This is a genomic window from Paenibacillus nuruki, from assembly GCF_963311185.1.
GTDB classification, from domain to species: Bacteria; Bacillota; Bacilli; order Paenibacillales; family Paenibacillaceae; genus Saccharibacillus; species Saccharibacillus nuruki.
The window spans coordinates 3,666,365-3,687,659 of the sequence record NZ_OY725677.1 but is presented as its reverse complement, the minus strand read 5'-3'; the positions used below and the strand labels follow the sequence as shown (position 1 = coordinate 3,687,659).

Below are 21,295 nucleotides of genomic sequence, written 5' to 3'. Positions count from 1 at the left end.
TCGTATCTATTTTAAAAATAAGTCGCTAGTACTATAACAAGCCAATGATAGTTTATAAACCAGGAAGAAAGTTTTGTAACACCTTGTCGAAAATGAAAATAAAGTAGGAGATCTTAAAAGATAATTCTTTAGGATCTCCTACTTTTGATTTAAGCTTTAATTTTTATTTCGTACCGGCACTATCCATTTGCGCTTTATAAGCATCTAATTGACGTTGTAGCTCAGCGATTACTTTATCATAACCAGCCAATTTGAGCTTATCCCGATACTCTTGAACAGCTTGCGCAGGATCGCCTGCTTTACCATAAGAGATCGCAGGTCCCATTTCGCCTGTGACTTGAGAGATAGCCGTTAATTCAGATTCAATAGCTGTTTTGTCAAATACAAATTGTCCATACGGATAAGGTTTTTTGATTTTGTCGTACTCATCGTACATTGTACCGATCTTATCCCATGTGGTGTCGCTAGGAATCTCAAATTTGTCCATACGTCCTGCCCAGAAGTCAGAATAGAATGAATCGTTAGTTTCATTGTAGTTCGCAGGAAGTACACGTTTGCCATCTTTGATATCATATTGAACGCCTTCCATACCATAGTTAATCAACTGGTACACTTCTTTATCGTTACGAATAAGATCGTATGCCATCAATGCACGTTCTGGATTTTTGCTATGTGCACCAAGAGATACACCGCCATGAGTAATCGGCATTTCTAGTAAATTATTGCTAGTGCGGGAGAACGGATACATCATCAGTTCAGAACCGGGTTGATCTTTATCCATTTGTACACGAAGTCCAGAGAATGTCTGTGTATGATGACTGTCCATACCGTTCTGACCTGCACGTAGTGCGTTACGTGCATCATTTTTGTTGTTTAGTACATCTTCACGCCAGTATCCTTTATCCGCCCAATCTTTCATCAATTTAGCAAAGTCTAGGAACGTATCTTCAAATACCGGGCTAACGACTTTATACCGATCATCATACGATTCGGTGTTGAAAATAGGCATATATCCTGTCGAGATCGGTAACTCTAGATGAGGCGTATACGATTGCACCCAACCTCCAAAGTTACTTGTACTGGCTTGAACATCATAAGGAATCACATCAGGTTTGTTGTCTTTGATCCATTGCAGATATTTGCCAATCATATTCCAATCTTTGATCGGTTCTGTAATGCCTGCTTGTTTCGCCCAATCTCCACGATAGAAGAATCCATGGTTGATCCATTGCGTGTAATCGTTCTCAGGAATAAGAACGATTTTGCCATCGTATTTGCTTTGTGCCCAGTCTTCTTGTGGAATCTCTTTCCACGTTTTTGGAGCGTATTTAGGTAGAAGATCGTCTAGTGGTAAAAAGGCACCACGTTGTGCATTAGACCATGTATCCAACCAGTCCGTTCCGATTGTCACTAGATCTACAGGTTCACCGGATGCAAGCAACAGATTGTATTTGGTCTGCCAATCTGCCCATTCGACCCATTTCCATTGTAGTTCAGCATTGATCTTTTCTTTCATAATAGCATTAACTTTTTCCATCACTTTTTCGAATTGACCGTTTTTTGGTTTGTCCCCTAAGACGACAAAGCTAATAGTCACGAATTGAGAAGTATCGCCACCTGCACTACTGCTTTCTTTTTTACCTCCACATGCTGCAAGACTAATGACCATCACTGCAATCAGTATTGAAATCGTTAATTTACGAAATCTGGACATCTGTTAACCTCCTTAGAATAAAAGCGAATCTTTCGCATAGACGGTAGGATGAACTTAGCCTTTGACCGCACCAACAGTAATCCCTTTAATAAAATAACGTTGCACAAATGGGTAAAATAAAATAACAGGCCCAGTCGCTACAACCGCAGTTGCCATTTTCATCGTTTCCAGTGGAACATCGCTCATCGCTACATTTGATGAAGCCGCAGAGTTACGAATAAAGTCTGCACTGGTTACCACGTTATACAAAAATAACTGCAAGGGACGATAATCCATATCCGGTGAAAGAAATAGCATCGCGTTATACCATTCATTCCAGTATCCAAGTGCAATAAATAGTCCAATCGTAGCTAGTGCTGGAGTCGTCATTGGCAAGATCAGTCGTAAAAAGATTGTAAAATCGCCAGCGCCATCAATTTTCGCAGATTCAGTGATCGCATGGGGAATAGAACGTACAAAACTTTTCATCATAATGATCAGAAAAGGAGTTAACAACCCCGGTAAAAGAACAGCTAAGTAACTATCTTTGAGATCTAAGTATTGAGTGATCAGTAGATAAAAGGGAACCAATCCCCCGGAGAATAACGTTGTGAAATAGATAAAAAATGAGATCTTATTACGATACGAAAAATCAGGTCGTTGTAATGCATAGCCTGTCATGGCTACGATAAATAGACCCACCACAGTACCCACAATCGTAATGCCCATCGTGACCAGATAAGAACCGATAATCAATTTGGGATTTTCAAAAACGATCTGGTAAGCAAAAGTACTGAATTCATGAGGCCATATATTGAAGCCAAACTTTTTGACAGCCGCTTCACTTGTAAAAGAAGTGCCTAGAATGATCAAAAAAGGCAGCAAACAAGAAATGGCGAATAACCCGATAAAAATGTAACCAAACCAGCTCATAATGATTTCAGTGTAATCGGTACGAATCCGTGCAGGTCGTGGAGTATTACCTCCAATCAGATCACGTTCATTGCGAATATCCATTCATGTTCACCTCCTAGAATAGTGAATTTTCAGGCGATACTTTTTTGACGATCCAGTTTGCTGTTAATACCACAACAAATCCAAAGACAGATTGATATAGACTCACTGCGCTACCCATAGAGAAGTTAAAGTTAGTCATCAAGGAACGGAATACATACGTTTCGATAATATCTGTACTTGCATATAGCGCTGTATTATTTGCACCTACCAAGTTGAAGAATAGTCCAAAGTTTCCTTTCAAAATACCACCTAATGAGAACAACAAAAGAATAATAAAAGTAGGCTTAAGCCATGGAAGAACGATATAGATAATACGTTGGAAAGCATTGGCTCCATCAATCTCAGAAGCTTCTACAATTTCACTATCAAGCCCCATAATTGCGGCAAAATATACAATTGATCCATATCCAGTGGTCTGCCAAAGATATGTGATCACAATAATAAATGGCCATAGATGAGGTTCAGAGTAAGCTTTGACCGGATCAAGATGAAGAGAACGCAAGATGCCATTCAGCAACCCGTAATCATAGCTCAAAATATTATAAGCAAGCAGACCGATCAGCACCGCAGAGATAAAATAAGGCAAAAACATAAGCGTTTGCGATATTTTTTTGAACCATTTTTTGCGAATTTCATTTAACAAAATAGCCACGGTGATCTGGGCAATATTACCAAGTACAATAAAAGCAATATTGTATGCCACTGTGTTAAAGGTGAGTCGCCAGAGATCGCCGGTAATAATAAGGAATTTGAAATTATCCCATCCGACAAATGGACTGCTGAATATTCCATCGGTGTAATTATATTTGACAAAAGCCAGATATAATCCAGGCATAGGTAGATAAGCAAAAATGCAAAAGAATACGATAGCTGGCAAGCACATCAGCAGGAGCACACGGCTGTTGCGGAAATGCTTACGTTTGGAATTTTTGACACGTACAGCAGGGATCGATTTGGCTGTATCCAAGTGATATTCCTCCTTTGTGCTTTAAACCATTTCTTTTTTTGTAGCGCTTACATTTTGCTAAGTGTGTTGTTGTTCTTTTTATTGTAAGGGGTTCTTTGCGTTTTCTATTGCACAATACTGCTATTAACCATCATCATTCTGCTACGATTTGAATTTTAGAAAAGGGTAAATCATAAAAATGAAAAGGGTTACAAAAAGAGGTTGTATGATCAATTTCGACATGATATGATAGCAGGCTTAATATTGTAAATGATTCATAGTTTGGAACCCTGTGCATTTGGGGTAAAGAGTAACGAAAGCATCTAATTGAAGATGCATACAGAATCGTTAATCTATTGTTCTCAAAGAGAGGGGCATCATTCCAATGACATCATTCAAGTATACGACACTTACTGTACTAGGCAGTCTATTGATTGCAGGAGCAGTAACCGGATGTTCCAACCCGGACGCAACACCTGCTGCACAAGACCAGACTGAAAATAAAGGTCCAAATACAGGTCAGACCGATAGCAGCACAACCGATCAAAAAAATGCGAGCGAGCAATCAGACCTAGCGGATCTAAGACAGTATTCGTCTGATCCGAACAAATCAGATATGAATGCTGATTTTAATGTAGTAGGTACTTTTGTTAGTCAAAATGAAGATAATTTGACGATTAAAGTGAGCGGAAACGAAGTTGTGATTCCGAAGAAAAGTTCGTTTGAAAAAGGCGATTCGTTGCCAGACAATATGGATGGACAAGAGATCAGTGTCAAAATTGATAATCAAAGTCAATCCGCTGTCAGTGCAGAACTAGCTAAAGCAGCGAATGATGAAGATAATACGACTAAAGATCCAATCGGAACGTATGTAAGTGAAGATACGAAGACCGTAATGATCAAAAAAGGTGAAAAAGAAGTATCTTATAACAAAGCTGCTGATTTTGAAGAAAATGTAGAAGCAGGCGCAGCTGATATGACAGGCAAAACGGTTCAATTAGAACTAGACGCTGAGGGTAATGTTAAACGCGTAAGCTTGCAGTATCAAGATACAAGTTCAGGTTAATAAGCATAATATATTCGCCATTTGTCTGAGTTTGATTGTATCTATAATGAGTACTAATGAAAAAGCACCTCTTATCTGCTAAATCTTGCCCTGAATGACAGGGAAAGTTTTCGGATAAGAGGTGCTTTTTGTTGTACATATGGATAGTGATGATCTAACAGCTAGCATATATGATTTACCTGTTAGACCTCATCCTAACTTATGTGCGCTGGTTTACTTATTTGTAGACTTTAACGCGTTCTTCAACAGGTTGGAATGTTTTTTCGCCAGCAGGAGCAGCAGGTTTACCGAAAGGCATTTGTGCAACCAATTGCCATTGTGCTGGGATATCCCAAGTTGATTTTACTTCTGCATCAATCACTGGATTGTAATGTTGTAGTGTAGCGCCTAGACCTTCTGCTTCAAGTGCTGTCCAGATCACCAATTGCAACATACCGTTAGCATGGTGTCCCCAAAGTGGGAAGTTGTCTTTATAAGCTTCAAATTGGTTTTGAAGATTTGTAATAATGTCTGTATCTTCAAAGAACAATACAGTACCATATCCATTTTTGAACATGCTCATTTTGTCAGCTGTTCCTTGGAACGCTTCTTCGTTATTTACAATACCACGCAATGTTTCTGTAGTGATATCCCATAATTTATCATGTTGCTCGCCTAGTAATACAACAACGCGTGCGCTTTGAGAGTTAAAAGAAGATGGAGTATATTTTACCGCTTCTTCAACGATTTCTTGGATTCTGCTATCTTCAATTGGAGATTCTTTGCTGATTACGTAGATAGAACGTCTGTTTTCAAGTGCTTGGAAAAAGTCTAAAGCCATAATGTGTTTCCTCCTTGGAATGTATAAATGTTTGTTACTTACTTTTATAATGATACTACATATTTGTTATAAATCAATAGGTAATCCAAAAAAATCTTAACATTAAGATAAATAAGGATAACTTTCCGAAAAAAGTTATACACATGTGGATAGAATAAATTTAGAGTGTAGAGTTAGAAGAATGTTCCTTGTAATAGCACTTGTCCTGTGTACAAGCATAAAAAACAGTAACTACTTTATAAGATCAAAGTAGTTACTGTTTAATCTTTTACACGATCGATGTTTGATTAGAGAACTACAATTATAGAGCGCCAACCAATATTTCAGCAAATTCTTCTAAAAAGGCTTGATCTTCTGCATCAAAACGCTCTTTTAGAGGGCTGTCGATATCGAGTACACCAATTAACGTATCGCCTTTGACTAAAGGAACAACGATCTCGCTGTTTGAAGCGGCATCGCAAGCGATATGTCCAGGAAATTCGTGTACATCCGCAATGCGTAATGTGCGACGTTCTGAAGCGGATGTACCACATACACCTTTACCTAAAGGGATGCGAATACAAGCAGGCAATCCTTGAAAAGGACCTAATACTAATTCTTTACCATCATATAGATAGAATCCTGCCCAGTTCGTATCGTTTAAGCATTGTTTTAGCAACGCAGATGCATTAGCCAGATTCGCTACACGATCAGGCTCATCCGCAATTAGACTTTTCAATTGACTCAAAGCCGTCTTGTATTGTTCTTCGCGCGTACCACTATACGCTATATTTTCAAACATGAGTTTCACCTTTTTTCCAATAGATTATAACCATCAAGCCTATAAAACAGTATACAACTGCTCTATTTATTTGCAAATAGTAAAGTCGAAATTGTGCATCATCCCAACGATTAGGTAAATGATCAATAAATAACCCAGAAATTGTTTCCGCTTCTAGGGCGACGGGTAATTACAGCGTGAATCTAATAACCGGAAGGAGAGGAATTTATGCACGCTGAAGTACAGAATTTGTTTATTCGTATTCATCTACTTCACCATTCCCATGAAGCCAAATTAACAGTCAATGATATGCAACCGTTTCTGGAAGATCGGGGTTATCGTGTAGGCGAACGTGAGATTAAGCAAGAACTAGAATATCTGGTACAGGAAAATATGCTGACCTCCAGTAGCGATGAATATATAATCACAGGTACAGGGATTCAAGAGTTAAAAGCGATCCGTAAACGATTATCTCTATTGTGCGGAGAAGTGGTTCCGGGTTCTTCCAAATCGGTAAGTCAACGCAAATCATATAAAGAACCATCGGTGGTAGGTTAACGATTATTCTTTATTCCAATCTATAGCTTAATATCGTTCCCATTGAAAAGAGCGCTGATCTTCGCTATCTAAGCGGATATCAACGCTCTTTTCAGTATATTTATAAAAATAAATTGACTTCTTTTAATTGTTAACCTAAATTATATAAAGTGGTTAACAATTAACGGAGGTTAGAACATGACAACAAAAGAAATGGTATATGCAGCCTTATTTGCTGCTCTTATTAGTGTATTCGCATTGATCCCACCGATTCCTTTAGGATTTATTCCGGTGCCGATTACTGTACAGACACTGGGCGTTATGATTGCTGGAGGATTTTTAGGTAAAAAGGTTGGCGGTATTGCTTTGCTCTTATTTCTTGTTTTGGTAGCGATAGGGTTGCCTGTACTACCCGGTGGACGTGCAGGATTATCTGTTTTAGTGGGACCCACAGGAGGATATCTATTGAGCTGGCCGATTGCTGCTTTTTGTATCGGATATGCTACCGAAAAAGTATGGTCTCATTTGAAATTATGGAAAATGATTCTGATCAATATCATTTTCGGCGTATTGTTGATCAATTTGATCGGTGCTCCGTTTATGGCAGGGGTGACGAATACTTCTGTATGGGCAGGGCTTGTTGGAGGTGTTGCATTTTTACCGGGAGACTGTATCAAAGCGGTGATTGCCGCTATTATTGTATGGCAGTTAAAAGCGATTAGTCCGATAGAAGTAAAGGCTAATCAATAAAGGAAGTGAACGAATGCTGACATTCAATCATGTTCATTTTTATTATAAAAAAGGACAGCCTATTATAGAAGATATGAGCTTCACTATACATCCAGGTGAATTTGTAGCGATTGTCGGAGCCAACGGTTGTGGGAAGTCTACGATTGCCAAGTTGATCGATGGATTGGTATTACCCCAGCAGGGCACAGTGCAATGGAACACATTAGATACATCTAACCAGAGCGAACTTGCAGATATTCGGCGACAGATCGGCTATATTTTTCAAAATCCAGAAGATCAGTTTATTACCACCACGGTTAGAGATGAAGTGCTATTTGGCTTAGAAAATATAGCTGTACCCCGCGCTGAAATGGAATATCGAGTACTTGAAGCATTACAAGCAGTGCAGATGGAATCCCATATCGATGCAGAACCTCATCAATTATCTGGTGGGCAAAAGCAACGTGTAGCGATAGCAGCCATACTAGCGATGCGTCCGCATATGATTATTTTTGATGAAGCGACATCGATGCTTGATCCGCAAGGGAGAGAGCAGGTACTTCATATTATGCACAAGCTTCACCAACAAGGTATAACGATTGTTCATATTTCCCATCATATGGATGAAGTGTTAACCGCAGAACGTGTATTACTGATTGATCAAGGACAACTGATCTTCGATGGCTCACCACAATCTTTTTTTACAGACGTTCCTGTAGCCCAGTATCAATTACAAGTTCCTTTTGCTGTGCGTGTTCATCAGCTCCTTCAACTTACCACTCCTGTGGCACCCCAGTGGAAAGAGGCGGTTCAGACACAATGGTCTATCAACTCCAACAGGTAAGTGTACGTTATCAAGATCATCATGCTTTACAAGATATAAGCTGTACGATTGAATCCGGCCAATGGATTTCAGTGATTGGACAGACTGGAGCAGGCAAGTCGACACTAGTGCAAGTATTGAAAGGATTAATTCCTCTATTCCAAGGAGAGTATCTTGTTAATGATCAAACAGTAGCAACAGATGCCAAAGGAAAGGTCAAGGTTCGACCTGAGATCGGTTATGTTTTTCAATATCCAGAGCATCAATTGTTCGAGACAACTGTAGCTAAAGAATTAGCTTTTGCATCCAAACAACAACGCTGGTCTGCTTCAGAAATCCAGCAAAGGATTACAGCTATTTTGCCTCAAGTAGGACTATCCGAAGACATATTAGAGTTAGCGCCTTTTCAATTAAGTGGCGGGCAAAAAAGAAGGGTAGCACTGGCTTCTGTTTTAATGATGAATCCTCAAGTGTTGATTGTCGATGAACCTACCGCAGGTCTCGATCCTGTCGGTCGTACAGATATGCTACAGTGGCTTCAGCAATGGCAACAACAAGAGAATCGCACTCTGATTTTGGTGTCTCATCATATGGACGATGTAGCTCAATATTCAGACGAAGTTCTTTTATTGCATCAAGGTCGATTGATCGGACAGTATGATCCTGTTACTTTATTTATTGAGCAATCTCATCTATTAGAACAAAGCGGATTGGTTTTACCAGAATCTATTCAATTATTGAAGTTGATCGAACAATGCTCCGGGCAGAAGATAGAGATAGACAGTTGCCGTGAACAAGATATTTTCGCCAAAATTATACCTGTTTGGCATCGAAAGGAGCAGACTTTTGGCTAATCCCGTACTTATTGGTCAATATGTAGAGACTCATTCGATTATTCATCGCTTAGATCCACGTACGAAATTGATCAGTTTATTTATATTTATGCTGAGCTTGATATGGCTGAATACAGGAATTAGCTATATCGTAGCTAGTTTATTTGTGGTCATGATTGTAGGAATCACTCGTATTCCAGTTGTTATTTTTTGGCGTGGACTGATTCCATTAGTCGTTATTTTATTATTTACGTTTGTCTACAATATGCTATTTACAGAGGGCACCGTTATTTGGTCATGGGGATGGTTATACATTACGATAGAAGGATTAGAGAATGGTGTACGTTTGGTGTGGCGCATTATTTTGTTAGTCATACTGGCAGCGATCTTAACATTAACGACTAAGCCGTTAACACTAGCCTACGGGTTAGAAAAATTAATGTATCCACTGGGCAAACTCAACGTACCTATTGAACAATTTTCATTAATGATCGTGATAGCAATTCGTTTTATCCCGACTATTTTAGAAGAATTAGAGCGTATTTTGTTAGCGCAAAAAGCAAGAGGATACGATATCACTACACTTCGCTTACCACAACGTGTGCTAGCATATACTCCTATTCTAGTTCCATTGCTATTTACGATTGTTCAACGGGCTGAACATCTTAGTGATGCGATCGATGCTCGTGCTTATGGCAAAGGTAAAGGCAGAACATCGTATCGACAACTACAGTGGCAATCTATCGATTATATCGTGATGATTATCGCCATCCTAATTGCGCTAGGTCTGTTATTATTAAATATAATGAATATATAGACCTATCAGATAAGGATGATAACGATGAAATGGAATACAAGAATAACAGAGCTATTACAGATTGAATATCCCATCATAGAAGGTGGACTAGCCTATCTAGGTTACTCTGACCTTGCGGCTGCGGTCTGTAATGCAGGTGGACTCGGGCAAATTACAGCTATGAGTCTGCCAGATGCCGAAGCATTACGTGAAGATATTCGTCGTCTACGTACATTGACAGATAAGCCGTTTGGGGTGAACTTTGCGATAGGGCAGTATGGATTCGGTTATGAAGATCGAGTACAAGTGGCTATAGATGAACATGTTCTAGTAGTCACAATTACAGGAGGCAATCCAGCACCTGTATTAGAGATGCTTAGACCTACAGCTATCAAAGCATTAGTGCTTGTATCGTCACCCAGACAAGCGCAAAAAGCAGAGCAATTAGGTGCAGATGCTGTGATCGTTGTTGGACAAGAAGGTGGTGGACATCTAGGGATCGATGATGTAGGAACGATGGTATTGGTTCCCCAAGTAGTTGATGCAGTGAGTATTCCAGTGGTCGCTTCAGGAGGGATCGGAGACGGTCGAGGCTGGATGGCGGCACATGCGCTAGGTGCAGAAGGTATAGAAATGGGCACACGCTTTATTGCTACAACCGAATGTATACATGCATCAGCTTCTTATAAAAAAGCACTGGTCGACAGCGCAGCATCCGATACCGTGATTATCAAACGTTCTATCAAAGCACCTGCAAGAGTATTACGGACGGACTATACCAATGAAATTCTAAAAATCGAACAAGTCACACCCACCTATGAAGCCCTAAAATCCTATATCAGTGGCGAAGCCAACAAACGATGGATCTATGATGACCAACCCGAACAAGGCTTCGCCTGGGCAGGACAAGTCATCGGTCTCATCAAAGACATCCCAACCGTAGCAGAACTCATCCAACGCATGCTCCAAGAAGCCCAAGACATCCGCCAAAAGTGGTCAACCTAATCAATTAATAGGGTTAACTTTTTTCTTGAAATATCTCCCACCACGATGTAGAGCGGAGGGGAATAATCATTCTGAAAGAGCGAAGCGCTCGCCTTTGTAAGCTAATCCCTACCGCAAAGCGGTTATTCAAGGGATTAGCTTGCACCAGCGACGACAAGAACGATTATTCCCCGTAGCGCTCTCATTCACCCACCCAAGCGATATTTTCAAAAAACAAACCCAAAAAGGATCATTTCGCATTCTCTCCTGCAAAACATGGAGAAAATAGGGAATGATCCTTTTTTTAATAGAGTATGCGGAACGTACAAACGGTTTATTTACGCATAGCAGGAGACAAACGTTCTGCTTCCATACCTAATTTTTTGAGTAAGAAAATCATTTGTTCTTTCTCTTGGAAATTCAGACCGCTTAACGCATAATTCAGACGTTCTTCATATTTTGGATAAATTTCATCCATCACAGCACGTCCCACATCAGTCAATTCAGCATAGATCACACGACGATCGGTAGGGCAAGGATGACGACGTAACAATCCGCTGTGTTCTAACTTGTCGATCACATAAGTAACATTACCACTTTGTAGTAATAATTTAGCACCAATTTGTTGTATCGGTTGGGCGCTTTTAAAATAAAGAACTTCCATTACAGCAAAAGCAGTAGAGTTGAAGCCTTCAATTTTGCTTCCAGCTACAGCATGTTCACTCAAACTTTTAAAAGCTTTAGCGAAAACACGGTAAAGGTGCATAGATTGTTCAGTATCATTCATGGACATATTGATCATGATAAATTCACCCTTTCTAGGCAGTTTAGTGTGGAATATATTCATCAAATGAATTAATGGATTGGAATATAAATCTATTTTACTTGTAATTTTATTGAAAAAACATGCGATTTGTCACAATGGTAGACTTTTTAAATATTAAATTTAAATATTAAATTCCAATCAAAGCGTGGAAAAGTAGGATAAATTGTGGATAACGATTTTTGAAACATAAAATTTACAAAAAACTAGATTTTTTCTTGCTTTGTTTGCTGTGTGTTAACTGTGTATAAGTGGATGAAATTTGTGGATAAGTGTGTGTATAAATAGAGTGAATATTAAATTACGGACAATATACGTAAAATTAGTATAGAATGTATAGAAAAATCGTATAAATAAGCAGTTTTCCACAATCTATCCCCTGATTTCGGTGCATAATTATTTTTTTAAATGATTAAGGTGGAAGTATTTTACTTAAATCTATCCTCAGGCTGTGCATAACTTGTTGATAAAGTGTGTGTAAACCCTTAATATCTGGTACTAATTTGTGTATAAGCTGTTTATAATTCAAAAATCGAATTTACATAAAAAGAGATCAAATATCTACTGATTTTGACCCTTATTGATTACAGTATAAAGATCAGTTATAACGCAGAAACCACATCTGATGAAATTCAATTAATTCTAACGAATAAAAGAATAGAGGAATGATACATGGTGAGAAATAATATCGCTGCTGCACGCAAACAACCTTCAGAATCGTCGTTGAAAGAGATTTTATCTAGCTTTTGGGACCCGAATGGTCGAGTGATGATGGCTGTACACAGAGGAAATTGGAAGCAAGCACCAGAAAACTCATTAGCAGCGATTCAATATTCAGTTGTTGCTGGAGCGGATATGATTGAAATTGATGTACAACAGACTGCGGATAGTGTATTGATTCTGATGCATGATGAGACCGTCGATCGAATGACCAATGGAACAGGCTCTATTAATGAAATGACGTTTAGACAGTTGCGGGAACTTCGTCTGCGTCAATATCAAGGTGGAATCAATCAACCATTAACCAATTACAGCATTCCTACATTAGAAGAAATATTAATTTTGATCAAAAATAAAGTTATGATTAATTTGGATAAATGTTGGGATTATCGGGAGCAAGTCTATGAAGTATTATTACGTACAGGTACAGTATCGCAAGCTTTATTTAAAAGTACAGCCAGTGCGGCAGAAGTACAGTTATTTTTGGCAGATAAAATAGAGCAACCGTTGTATATGCAGATTATTGATGATTCGAATCCGGAGATGGTTCAAGATATTGATTACATCTGTGCAGCGGTACAGCCACAAGCTTTTGAGATTTGCTTTGAAGATGAAGCAGACGAACGGATATCCATAGAAGTATTAGACCGTATCAAAAGCAATCATTGCCGTATTTGGACAAATACAATGTGGGATTCGATCTGCGGTGGTCATTCAGATATTATTTCTCGGGTAGATGTATCAGAAGGATGGGAATGGCATATTCGCCGTGGTGTGAATATGATTCAGACCGATGATCCAGAAGGATTATTTGCGTATCTTAACGAATAACATAAGAATAGCTATTATTTGATCTATATTGCATAACTATCATACAAAAAAGAAGCTTTCCATAACGATAGGAAAAGCTTCTTTTTGTGTATGAACAAAATCGTTTATACTTGACTGGCTTGGAGTGCTGCACTTTTGCCTGCATTATAACCGGTAGTAAAAGCAGCAGTAATATTGTATCCACCTGTATAGCCATGAATATCTAACACTTCACCACAAAAGTATAATCCGTTCATTAATTTAGATTCCATGGTTTTGGGATCGACTTCTTTCAGGTTTACACCGCCACCTGTAACAAAAGCTTCTTTGATCGACAGTGTACCATGCATCGCAATCGGGAAAGCTTTGAGTAATTTCGCCATCTCTAACCATAATTGACGGGGAATATTATAGAAGGTAATATCGTCTTCTAGCCCTGATTTGCTCAAGATCAGCGGAATCATGCGTTCAGGTAGATAACCTTTTAATACATTTTTAATCGCTTTTTTTGAATCCGTTTCCGCTAAAGCAAGAGTTTCATTATAGACATCATCTACCGATTTGTCAGGAAACAAGTCTAGCGTGACCATAATAGAAGTAACCGGAAATTTTTTGAGTGCTTTGACCACATATTGGCTACATCTTAGAGCAGTAGGGCCAGATATCCCGAAATGGGTAAAAATCATATCGCCATCATGATAAATTAACTTTTTGCCCTTTGGATTCCAGACGGTTAAGCCGATATTACGTAAAGATAATCCTTGAAGTTCTTTGCTCTGAATAAATGGTTCTGGTGAAGTCATAGGAACTTCAGTAGGATAAAGGTCTGTAATCGTATGTCCTGCTTGTTCTGCCCAGGCATAACCATCGCCTTCTGAACCAGTCTGAGGAACCGATTTACCACCTACAGCGATAATAACAGCTCGGCTGTGAAATACTTCGCCAGAGCGAAGTCGTACTCCGACAGCCTGTCCTTGATCGTATAGCACTTCGTCTACAGGGCTATTAGTACGAATCTGTACGCCTTGAGAACGCACTTTATTAATCAGTGCATCGACAACTGTTTTGGCTTTGTCTGATACAGGGAACATTCTACCGTTATCTTCTTCTTTAAGCTGAATACCCATATTTTCAAAAAAAGTCATAATATCTCGATTGCTAAAATTAGCGAGAGCACTGTATAGAAAACGTCCGTTACCCGGAATGTATTTGATCAAGTCATCGATTTCTTTGGCATTGGTGACATTGCAACGTCCACCACCAGAGATTCCAAGCTTACGCCCTAATTTGTTTCCTTTATCAACGAGTAGAACCTGTGCACCATCTTCACTTGCTGCGACACTTGCCATCAGTCCAGCTGATCCGCCGCCAATTACTATAATATCGTATATCAACATGTATCTTTCCTTTGTCTTAAAAATAGGAACAGACTCTATACTATCCAAGAATCGTTCTTTTTCAATATACCACTAATAAGGAATGGATAGGACAACAAATCATAAATAGTTACTGAACAAATGTTTATAATGATAGCGAGCAGGGGTATTGAGTAGATGATTTCAAAATATTAGCGTAAATTTCTATATATTGTAATGTAATGTCTGCTATGATTTAATCGGGATAAGACATATGTAAAGGAGGGGCACGTCATTATTATTGTCGTCAAGGAAATTCTACTGCAAATGTTGTCTGTAGGTTCTGCTATTTTTTTCTTCATGGGCGTTATTGAACGCAGTGGCTACGATTCCTTGCATAATGGACGATTAGCATGGCGTGGATATTCTCCCGTTATTGTAGTTTCCTTCGCCATTAGTATAATGATTTGTTGGTTTTTCTCGATGTATAGTGCATCTCCCTACGCTTTACATATGGGCGTAGTTTCACTGATTGTTGGAGTCATGTATATAGGCCCTCTTCGCGGTATAGTTTTACTGGGGTTAGGTATCGCAATGTATTTTATATTTAACAACCATTGGAGTTGGAATGGCTTACTTATAGATACCGGATTATTACTGTTTCCGTTTATATGCCTGATTTCTTTACGATTTCGCATAGCGACTTTAAAAGTTAAACGCTCGTTTGTAGCGTCTCTTATTTTGTTAAGTGCTGTATTATCTATGATTATTTCGTTGTTAAATCAAAATGCAGTACCGATGAGTCCGGAACTCTGGATCATGGTCGTGATGATTGTTTTGGCGGCATTAGCTGCAGGAGATTATTGTGTGCAAGCGATTGAACGCATTATAGAGAAAAAAGAAATTGATCGACAGATGTTACGTTTATCGAACAAATTTATTACAGAAGCTGAAAAGTTACGTCAGATTATGAATGTATCACCTATGATTATTACATCGCTTGATGAACATGGACGGATTACTTCGATTAATGCAAGCGCTTTGCAATTGATGAAACGCTCATTCCCGGATATGACCGCAGAATCTGCAATCGGGTTTCATTTCACCGGCTTGCAAAAAGAAGATATTACACCAGGTCTACACGAAGTAGTGACGTTAACGAAAGCTGCTCAAGCAGGGCAAGAAACGATTAACAAATTGCTTCGTCTAGGTTATGGTTCATTTTATGTGAATATTGTGCCTTTGCGTACATTTTCAGAAGAACCGTCTGGTGTGGTTATTTTGAGTCAAGATACGACAGAGTTAGAACGGTTACGTAACGAATTGGATCATGTCGAGCAATTAAGCCTTGTTGGTAAAATGGCTGCTAGTATCACGCATGAGATCCGCAATCCAATGGCAGTCGTTAGAGGGTTTTTGCAGTTAATGCAAGAAAAAAGCCCACCTTCGCTTGATCATTATTACGTGATAGTAATGGATGAATTGGATCGTGCAAATAGTATTATTAACGACTTTTTGTCTCTGGCACAGAATCGAGTGGTTGAGAAGCAGTGGATTCATTTACATTCTATTATAGAAGAATTGCTACCGTTATTATGGGCAGATGCGAATCTACGAGGACAAAGTATCGTTTTTGTACCCGGCAAAGACTTGCCTGAACTGAACTTGAATTCCAAAGAGATCAAACAGCTTATTCTGAACCTGGCACGCAATGGAATGGAATCGATGGATGACAAAGGTGAACTCAAGATCGAGACGTATTGTCATGGCAATGAGGTGACCATGAGTATTCAAGATATAGGACCGGGAATTTCTCCAGATAAGTTAGAGAAATTATTTGAGCCATTTTATACGACCAAATCCAAAGGGACAGGCTTGGGGTTATCGCTTTGCCTGAGTATTGTAGAGCGCCATCATGGTCGTATTCAGGTAGAATCAGAAGAAGGCGTCAAAACAACGTTTAACGTCATCTTTGATCCTTCGCATGATCAAGTGAATTCTACTGAAAATAAAGATTAATTTATGGTATTGTCTTAACAAGTATTGTATTCTGTTGCTTGCTTTCAGCCTATATGACTGTATAATATAACTTAACGCTTATTAAAAGTAAGGAGTGAATAACAATGTCAATGTCTTTTGATCAATATATGCGAGATATGGTTCAACCGATGCGGGATGAACTAACTACACTAGGTATTACGGAGCTTCGTACTCCAGAAGAGGTAGAAGCACATCTTCCTGATCAAAAAGGAACAACACTGGTTGTCGTGAACTCTGTATGCGGATGCGCAGCAGGTCAATGTCGTCCAGGCGTAGCTCAAGCACTGCAAAATGAATTAAAACCGGATCATTTGTATACGGTATTTGCAGGACAAGATAAAGAAGCAACAGCCAAAGCACGCGAATATTTCGCACCATTCCCACCGTCTTCGCCTTCGATTGCTTTGATGAAAGATGGAGAATTAGTCCACTTTATCGAGCGTCACCAGATTGAAAATAATTCAGCAGAAGATATTGCTTATGCATTGAATGATGCATTTGAAAAATATTGCCTGTAATCTAACCTAACGGTTTATATAAACATCTATCAATGTCCTGCGATTTTCGGCTAAGCTGAAAATGGTAGGACATTTGTTTTTTTTAGCTGATATGAATAGAATGGAATGGGTAAAGATGTATTACAGAATGAATAAAAGGAGTGGAAATAAAGATGAGTATACAACAGCAAATTATTGATGATTTACGTGTTCAACCAACAATTGAACCGGATGCAGAGATTCGCAAGCGTGTTGATTTTCTCAAATCCTATATTCAACAATCAGGTACACAAGGATTACTGATTGCAATTAGTGGTGGAATTGATAGTGCAGTTGCCGCAGGTCTTTGTAAACAAGCAACGGATGAGCTTAGTGAGTCCACAGGTAAAAAATACATGACACTTGGTGTATATCAACCTTATGGACAACAATCAGATATCGCTGATAGTTATGCGGTTGCTGAAGCATTCAAGCTTGAACATACAGTTGAAACTGATGTACAGAGCGGTGTAGATGCCATCACTGACCTTGTAAATAAAGTGTTGCCAAGCATTGATATTCAAGATCCGATTACACCTCAAGCCAAAGGTAATATCAAAGCAAGAACACGTATGGTCACTCAATATGCACTAGCTAATGAATTGAATTTGTTAGTAGTCGGAACCGATCATGCTTCTGAAGCGATCACAGGCTTTTTCACCAAATATGGGGATGGAGCAGTAGATATCACGCCATTAAGCACGTTAAACAAACGTCAGGTTCGTCAATTGGCTACACATATGGCTGTACCCCAATCGATTCTAGATAAAGCTCCTTCTGCTGGACTATGGGAAGATCAGACGGATGAAGACGAATTAGGGATTACGTATAATGACAATAGTGACTATCTAGAAGGCAAAACAATAGATCCAGTAGCAGCAGAGCGTCTTGAAAGTTATTACAAACGTACTGCACACAAACGTGATCCAATTCCAGGTATCTAAATCACAGTTGCTATACTATAAAGTCTGAACATAATGACGGATTTTTTTATACACACGAAAAAAACAGCGTTCTTTTAACCTGAGCAAAGGTTGAAAGAACGCTGTTTTATGCTTGGATGTAAAGTGGCAACCCAAATAACTAAATAGATTAATCCAAACGACTACCAATAACACTACGAATAAATGTACTGCTGGCTTCCAATGCTTGATCCAATTGAGGAGAAGAACCGACAAAAGGATGAACCGTATTAAACATATGGTTACCGCCTTCAATAGCAACATAATTAATCGAAGGATTAGCATTTAACAAAGCTTGTGAGCCTTCAAGCAGATGAGGATGATCTTCTGTTCCTTGGACAAGCATAATCGGCAATGCCGCTTCTGTTATTCGATGAAGCAGATCATATTGTTCACGGTGCTCCTCAATATCATCAATAATGATTCGATCAAGTGGCATCTGTTGACCTGTACGTGCATTGGTAATATAACTTCTGCCCGCAGTCACCATTTCTTTTTTCTGTTCTGTCGTGAATAAGCTTGGCAGATCGCTTATACCATTCCATGATAATACACCAGCAATCTGATCTGGATGATCGAGTGCATGCACTAGACTCACTCCACCTCCACGGCTATGACCAAGCACAAAAATAGGTACTTCTTGATATTGTGATTGTTCTTTTATATAATTCGTCAAGTTCGATAAATCTTCCAATTCAAAACCATACGTATTACGAGCAAATAACTCAAGCTCTGTAAATTCTTCTGGCTGTTCGCCAATACCATTATGTGAGAAATTAAATGTAATCACATCACCGATACTGCTCAACTGCTGTGCAACATACGGGAACATGCCCCAATCTTTGAATCCTTTATAACCATGAGCGATAATAATAACAGCTCGTACTTCATGCTTAGCAGGGTAGCGAGTACAACGAATGACTGCCCCGTCTGCTCCGGGGATCGTGAATGAATTTGACATCATCATTACCTCCTTCTAAGTACTACTTACCCAAAGCACTTGGTAATCAAAGCGTAACCGATATCGAATAAGCAATGATTCGGGCTTTAGCTCAATATCTAACTAGACATGCTTGGCAGTACAAGCAACACCAATGGTACAATAATAGTATTCAAGATTGGAATGTGCAGGAGGTACGTATTTTGATTTATGGTATAGGACATGATGTCCTTGAAATTAAACGGGTAGCTAGAATTGTCACAGGTTCACAAGGGTCCAAATTTATAGATCGTATACTAACACCAGCCGAACGTAACATTGCTCAGACCAAAGGAGCCAAACTACACGAATTTGTAGCTGGACGGTTTGCTGCCAAAGAAGCTATTTCTAAAGGATTCGGCTCTGGGATTGGCGCTACAATAAGCTTTGGTGATATAGAGATTGTACCGAATCCTTCAGGCAAACCTACGGTTGCCTTATCTGCTCAAGCATGGGAGCGATTAGGATTATCAGATCAAGCTGAACAGTATGCTATTCATTTAAGTATTTCTCACCAGACCGAATTAGCTTCTGCTTTTGCCGTCATCGAAAAAATAACGTTAACCCATTGAAATCATGCATGTTATCTACACTTATGCACCTCATTTACAACATGATTCTACATCATATCTGATCACATAAGATTGCGATCATTGAAGGAGAGTACTATGTCTAATTTAGCCTTACAGCAAGAAGCCAAAACGTATTTTAGTCGTGAATTGTTAGTCTGGTATGACGAACATAAGCGTGATTTGCCATGGAGACGAAGTCGTAACCCTTACCATATCTGGATCTCTGAAATTATGTTGCAACAGACACGTGTCGATACTGTAATTCCTTACTTTACTCGCTTTATCGAGAAATTTCCGACGGTAGAAGCATTAGCGACTGCACCGGAAGAAGAAGTGTTAAAAAGCTGGGAAGGGCTAGGTTATTACTCACGTGCCCGTAATCTACAAGCAGCGGCGCAACAAGTGGTAGAGCGTCATGAAGGCATTGTACCGAATACACCAGAAGAAATCTCTGCCCTTAAAGGAATAGGCCCGTATACTGCGGGTGCAGTGCTTAGTATTGCTTATGGTGTTCCTGTTCCAGCCGTAGATGGTAACGTGATGCGTGTATTATCGAGATACTTCTGCTTAGAAGATGATATTGCTAAAGGGCCTACACGGGTCAAAATGGAAGTGCTCGCTAAAGAGTTAATTCCACGTGGTCGTGCTTCGGATTTCAATCAAGCGTTAATGGAACTTGGAGCTATGGTATGTACGCCCAAATCCCCGGGTTGCCTTACCTGTCCGGTGATGAAGCATTGTGAAGGACGAATGAATGGGATGGAGCTTATATTGCCGATCAAAACCAAATCCAAACCTCCACGTCCTGAACATCGTTTACTGGCTCTGGTTGAAGGAACAGGAGAACGCGCAGGACAAGTATTGATTCGCCAACGTCCAGCTACAGGATTACTTGCACGCATGTGGGAGTTGCCTCATATTCTTGCAGACGATTCCAAAAAAGCAGGTGCAGGTGCAGACTTGCCGGATGCAGATGCAATGAAGCGCTTAACCTATGGGATTCATAACGAAGGAGTAGATATTCAACCGCTAGAGCCGTGGATTACAGAAGAGCATACGTTTAGCCATATCCATTGGACGATGCGTGTATTCCGCTGTCGTGAAGCTGGAGTCTCTGCTACAGGGCAACAATCAGAACCTACTGTTCGTTATACAAGTTCGGCGACACAGCCGTTAGAAGCGTCACAAGGCGCTTTGAAAGAGATCGATCCTTTGGAATATGAACAAGCTACACTAGAACTCAAATTATCAGGTTCAACACCAAGCAGTCTACAGAAAATCCAAAAACAACTTCACCTTGATGATACATTGGCAGTAGAACAACAAGAAGCGGTTGCAGAGCATCCAGAAGTTTATGAAGCTGTTCCAAGTACACTGGTGGGTGAAGCTTTTGCTTACGATTATCGCTGGATTGCCGCAGACGATATGAAAAACTATGCGTTTCCCAATCTATTCCTCAAAATTCTGCAACAGCATTTTGCCCAGTAAAAAGGA

General features: G+C 39.5%; 21 protein-coding genes. 13 read left to right on the top strand and 8 right to left on the bottom strand.

Annotation, left to right across the window (positions count from 1 at the left end):
- Positions 1–163: 163 nt before the first annotated feature.
- The 3 genes from RCP16_RS16345 to RCP16_RS16335 are packed head-to-tail and all read right to left on the bottom strand — an operon-like array spanning position 164 to position 3,593.
- Positions 164–1,714 carry a DUF3502 domain-containing protein gene (locus tag RCP16_RS16345; protein WP_308640825.1) on the bottom strand — a complete coding sequence of 517 codons (1,551 nt, stop codon included), beginning with the start codon at positions 1,712–1,714 and terminating at the stop codon, positions 164–166.
- A gap of 54 nt (positions 1,715–1,768) precedes the next feature.
- The gene (locus RCP16_RS16340) at positions 1,769–2,710 is read right to left on the bottom strand and encodes a carbohydrate ABC transporter permease (protein ID WP_069329455.1); all 942 of its coding nucleotides are present in this window, start codon (positions 2,708–2,710) and stop codon (positions 1,769–1,771) included.
- Between the two features lie 13 nt (positions 2,711–2,723).
- Positions 2,724–3,593: an ABC transporter permease gene (locus RCP16_RS16335; RefSeq protein ID WP_241669423.1), complete on the bottom strand. Its 870-nt coding sequence runs from the start codon at positions 3,591–3,593 to the stop codon at positions 2,724–2,726.
- Positions 3,594–4,041: 448 nt separating this feature from the next.
- Between RCP16_RS16335 and RCP16_RS16330 the strand changes: the two genes are divergently transcribed.
- Positions 4,042–4,722: a hypothetical protein gene (locus RCP16_RS16330; protein ID WP_069329453.1), complete on the top strand. Its 681-nt coding sequence runs from the start codon at positions 4,042–4,044 to the stop codon at positions 4,720–4,722.
- A gap of 217 nt (positions 4,723–4,939) precedes the next feature.
- Here RCP16_RS16330 and RCP16_RS16325 read toward each other — a convergent pair whose 3' ends face one another.
- Both RCP16_RS16325 and msrC read right to left on the bottom strand, forming a co-directional pair.
- Positions 4,940–5,542: a nitroreductase family protein gene (locus tag RCP16_RS16325; RefSeq protein ID WP_308640824.1), complete on the bottom strand. Its 603-nt coding sequence runs from the start codon at positions 5,540–5,542 to the stop codon at positions 4,940–4,942.
- 301 nt (positions 5,543–5,843) lie between these two features.
- The gene (msrC, locus tag RCP16_RS16320; RefSeq protein ID WP_273593106.1) at positions 5,844–6,323 is read right to left on the bottom strand and encodes a free L-methionine (R)-S-oxide reductase MsrC; all 480 of its coding nucleotides are present in this window, start codon (positions 6,321–6,323) and stop codon (positions 5,844–5,846) included.
- A gap of 207 nt (positions 6,324–6,530) precedes the next feature.
- On the opposite strand from msrC, the gene RCP16_RS16315 reads away from it, so the two are divergent.
- The 6 genes from RCP16_RS16315 (at position 6,531) to RCP16_RS16290 (ending at position 11,025) form a co-directional block, all read left to right on the top strand.
- A complete protein-coding gene (locus tag RCP16_RS16315; protein ID WP_069329450.1) occupies positions 6,531–6,860 on the top strand; it encodes a hypothetical protein in 330 nt (109 codons plus the stop codon).
- Between the two features lie 177 nt (positions 6,861–7,037).
- Entirely contained in the window at positions 7,038–7,589 is a 552-nt protein-coding gene (locus tag RCP16_RS16310; protein ID WP_308640823.1) for a biotin transporter BioY, read from the top strand.
- Positions 7,590–7,602: 13 nt separating this feature from the next.
- On the top strand, positions 7,603–8,412 hold the full coding sequence (locus RCP16_RS16305; protein WP_308640822.1) for an energy-coupling factor transporter ATPase: 810 nt from the start codon (positions 7,603–7,605) through the stop codon (positions 8,410–8,412).
- Positions 8,388–9,245 carry an ATP-binding cassette domain-containing protein gene (locus tag RCP16_RS16300; protein WP_308640821.1) on the top strand — a complete coding sequence of 286 codons (858 nt, stop codon included), beginning with the start codon at positions 8,388–8,390 and terminating at the stop codon, positions 9,243–9,245. The genes RCP16_RS16305 and RCP16_RS16300 overlap by 25 nt, the downstream gene beginning before the upstream one ends.
- Positions 9,238–10,041, top strand: coding sequence for an energy-coupling factor transporter transmembrane component T family protein (locus tag RCP16_RS16295; RefSeq protein WP_308640820.1), 804 nt, complete (start codon positions 9,238–9,240; stop codon positions 10,039–10,041). Before RCP16_RS16300 ends, RCP16_RS16295 begins: the two co-directional genes overlap by 8 nt.
- A gap of 24 nt (positions 10,042–10,065) precedes the next feature.
- Positions 10,066–11,025: an NAD(P)H-dependent flavin oxidoreductase gene (locus RCP16_RS16290; protein ID WP_308640819.1), complete on the top strand. Its 960-nt coding sequence runs from the start codon at positions 10,066–10,068 to the stop codon at positions 11,023–11,025.
- 313 nt (positions 11,026–11,338) lie between these two features.
- Here RCP16_RS16290 and RCP16_RS16285 read toward each other — a convergent pair whose 3' ends face one another.
- Positions 11,339–11,806: a MarR family winged helix-turn-helix transcriptional regulator gene (locus tag RCP16_RS16285; protein ID WP_069329444.1), complete on the bottom strand. Its 468-nt coding sequence runs from the start codon at positions 11,804–11,806 to the stop codon at positions 11,339–11,341.
- Positions 11,807–12,499: 693 nt separating this feature from the next.
- Here RCP16_RS16285 and RCP16_RS16280 point away from each other — a divergent pair.
- Positions 12,500–13,378 carry a glycerophosphodiester phosphodiesterase family protein gene (locus tag RCP16_RS16280; RefSeq protein ID WP_308640818.1) on the top strand — a complete coding sequence of 293 codons (879 nt, stop codon included), beginning with the start codon at positions 12,500–12,502 and terminating at the stop codon, positions 13,376–13,378.
- A gap of 104 nt (positions 13,379–13,482) precedes the next feature.
- On the opposite strand, the gene RCP16_RS16275 is transcribed toward RCP16_RS16280, so the two are convergent.
- Entirely contained in the window at positions 13,483–14,751 is a 1,269-nt protein-coding gene (locus RCP16_RS16275) for a BaiN/RdsA family NAD(P)/FAD-dependent oxidoreductase (RefSeq protein WP_273594634.1), read from the bottom strand.
- 321 nt (positions 14,752–15,072) lie between these two features.
- Between RCP16_RS16275 and RCP16_RS16270 the strand changes: the two genes are divergently transcribed.
- The 3 genes from RCP16_RS16270 to nadE all read left to right on the top strand — a co-directional run bounded on the left by RCP16_RS16270 (position 15,073) and on the right by nadE (position 18,232).
- A complete protein-coding gene (locus RCP16_RS16270; RefSeq protein ID WP_161594297.1) occupies positions 15,073–16,731 on the top strand; it encodes an ATP-binding protein in 1,659 nt (552 codons plus the stop codon).
- 104 nt (positions 16,732–16,835) lie between these two features.
- Positions 16,836–17,270 carry a BrxA/BrxB family bacilliredoxin gene (locus tag RCP16_RS16265; protein WP_069329441.1) on the top strand — a complete coding sequence of 145 codons (435 nt, stop codon included), beginning with the start codon at positions 16,836–16,838 and terminating at the stop codon, positions 17,268–17,270.
- Positions 17,271–17,422: 152 nt separating this feature from the next.
- Complete coding sequence (nadE, locus tag RCP16_RS16260) at positions 17,423–18,232, top strand: NAD(+) synthase (protein ID WP_273593113.1); 810 nt, start codon at positions 17,423–17,425, stop codon at positions 18,230–18,232.
- Positions 18,233–18,380: 148 nt separating this feature from the next.
- On the opposite strand, the gene RCP16_RS16255 is transcribed toward nadE, so the two are convergent.
- Positions 18,381–19,211: an alpha/beta hydrolase family protein gene (locus tag RCP16_RS16255; RefSeq protein WP_069329439.1), complete on the bottom strand. Its 831-nt coding sequence runs from the start codon at positions 19,209–19,211 to the stop codon at positions 18,381–18,383.
- A 182-nt stretch (positions 19,212–19,393) separates the two neighbouring features.
- Between RCP16_RS16255 and acpS the strand changes: the two genes are divergently transcribed.
- Positions 19,394–19,801, top strand: a complete 408-nt coding sequence (gene acpS, locus RCP16_RS16250; protein WP_069329438.1) for a holo-ACP synthase — start codon at positions 19,394–19,396, stop codon at positions 19,799–19,801.
- Between the two features lie 96 nt (positions 19,802–19,897).
- The gene (gene mutY / locus RCP16_RS16245) at positions 19,898–21,289 is read left to right on the top strand and encodes an A/G-specific adenine glycosylase (protein WP_308640817.1); all 1,392 of its coding nucleotides are present in this window, start codon (positions 19,898–19,900) and stop codon (positions 21,287–21,289) included.
- Positions 21,290–21,295: the final 6 nt, after the last annotated feature.

What these genes read in the sequence shown, in the direction of transcription:
- RCP16_RS16305 (WP_308640822.1), top strand. Translation starts at nt 7,603, where the DNA reads ATGCTGACATTCAATCATGTTCATTTTTATTATAAAAAAGGACAGCCT.
- RCP16_RS16310 (WP_308640823.1), top strand. Translation starts at nt 7,038, where the DNA reads ATGACAACAAAAGAAATGGTATATGCAGCCTTATTTGCTGCTCTTATT.
- RCP16_RS16345 (WP_308640825.1), bottom strand. Translation starts at nt 1,714, where the DNA reads ATGTCCAGATTTCGTAAATTAACGATTTCAATACTGATTGCAGTGATG.
- msrC (WP_273593106.1), bottom strand. Translation starts at nt 6,323, where the DNA reads ATGTTTGAAAATATAGCGTATAGTGGTACGCGCGAAGAACAATACAAG.
- RCP16_RS16255 (WP_069329439.1), bottom strand. Translation starts at nt 19,211, where the DNA reads ATGTCAAATTCATTCACGATCCCCGGAGCAGACGGGGCAGTCATTCGT.
- RCP16_RS16300 (WP_308640821.1), top strand. Translation starts at nt 8,388, where the DNA reads ATGGTCTATCAACTCCAACAGGTAAGTGTACGTTATCAAGATCATCAT.
- RCP16_RS16335 (WP_241669423.1), bottom strand. Translation starts at nt 3,593, where the DNA reads ATGTGCTTGCCAGCTATCGTATTCTTTTGCATTTTTGCTTATCTACCT.
- mutY (WP_308640817.1), top strand. Translation starts at nt 19,898, where the DNA reads ATGTCTAATTTAGCCTTACAGCAAGAAGCCAAAACGTATTTTAGTCGT.
- RCP16_RS16330 (WP_069329453.1), top strand. Translation starts at nt 4,042, where the DNA reads ATGACATCATTCAAGTATACGACACTTACTGTACTAGGCAGTCTATTG.
- RCP16_RS16270 (WP_161594297.1), top strand. Translation starts at nt 15,073, where the DNA reads ATGGGCGTTATTGAACGCAGTGGCTACGATTCCTTGCATAATGGACGA.
- nadE (WP_273593113.1), top strand. Translation starts at nt 17,423, where the DNA reads ATGAGTATACAACAGCAAATTATTGATGATTTACGTGTTCAACCAACA.
- RCP16_RS16325 (WP_308640824.1), bottom strand. Translation starts at nt 5,542, where the DNA reads ATGGCTTTAGACTTTTTCCAAGCACTTGAAAACAGACGTTCTATCTAC.
- RCP16_RS16315 (WP_069329450.1), top strand. Translation starts at nt 6,531, where the DNA reads ATGCACGCTGAAGTACAGAATTTGTTTATTCGTATTCATCTACTTCAC.
- RCP16_RS16340 (WP_069329455.1), bottom strand. Translation starts at nt 2,710, where the DNA reads ATGGATATTCGCAATGAACGTGATCTGATTGGAGGTAATACTCCACGA.
- RCP16_RS16265 (WP_069329441.1), top strand. Translation starts at nt 16,836, where the DNA reads ATGTCAATGTCTTTTGATCAATATATGCGAGATATGGTTCAACCGATG.
- RCP16_RS16285 (WP_069329444.1), bottom strand. Translation starts at nt 11,806, where the DNA reads ATGATCAATATGTCCATGAATGATACTGAACAATCTATGCACCTTTAC.
- RCP16_RS16290 (WP_308640819.1), top strand. Translation starts at nt 10,066, where the DNA reads ATGAAATGGAATACAAGAATAACAGAGCTATTACAGATTGAATATCCC.
- RCP16_RS16280 (WP_308640818.1), top strand. Translation starts at nt 12,500, where the DNA reads ATGGTGAGAAATAATATCGCTGCTGCACGCAAACAACCTTCAGAATCG.